Below are 256 nucleotides of genomic sequence, written 5' to 3' on the forward strand. Positions count from 1 at the left end.
TAAGTCCGTCTGTCCCCGGCGGGCGGCCTCCGCGATCACGCCTTCCAGAAGAGCAGAGAAGACCCCGGCGTCCCGCCAGACACGAAAGCGGCCGTAGACCGTCGGCCACGGTCCGAACTCGGAGGGCATCTCGCGCCACTGGGCGCTGGACCGGAACCGCCAGATCACCCCTTCGAACTGCTCCCGCAGCCGTTCGGGGTATGGACCGTACTCGCCTATCGGCAGATACGGCTCGATGAACTCCCATTGCTCGTCG

At 66.4% G+C, this 256-nt stretch carries 1 protein-coding gene; it reads right to left on the minus strand.

The window, feature by feature from the left end; genetic code table 11:
* Positions 1–256: transposase (locus tag NQU54_RS48990; RefSeq protein WP_257636718.1), on the minus strand; the 256-nt coding region annotated here is incomplete at both ends.

The organism is Streptomyces malaysiensis subsp. samsunensis (genome assembly GCF_024519315.1).
Lineage (GTDB): Bacteria > Actinomycetota > Actinomycetes > Streptomycetales > Streptomycetaceae > Streptomyces > Streptomyces malaysiensis.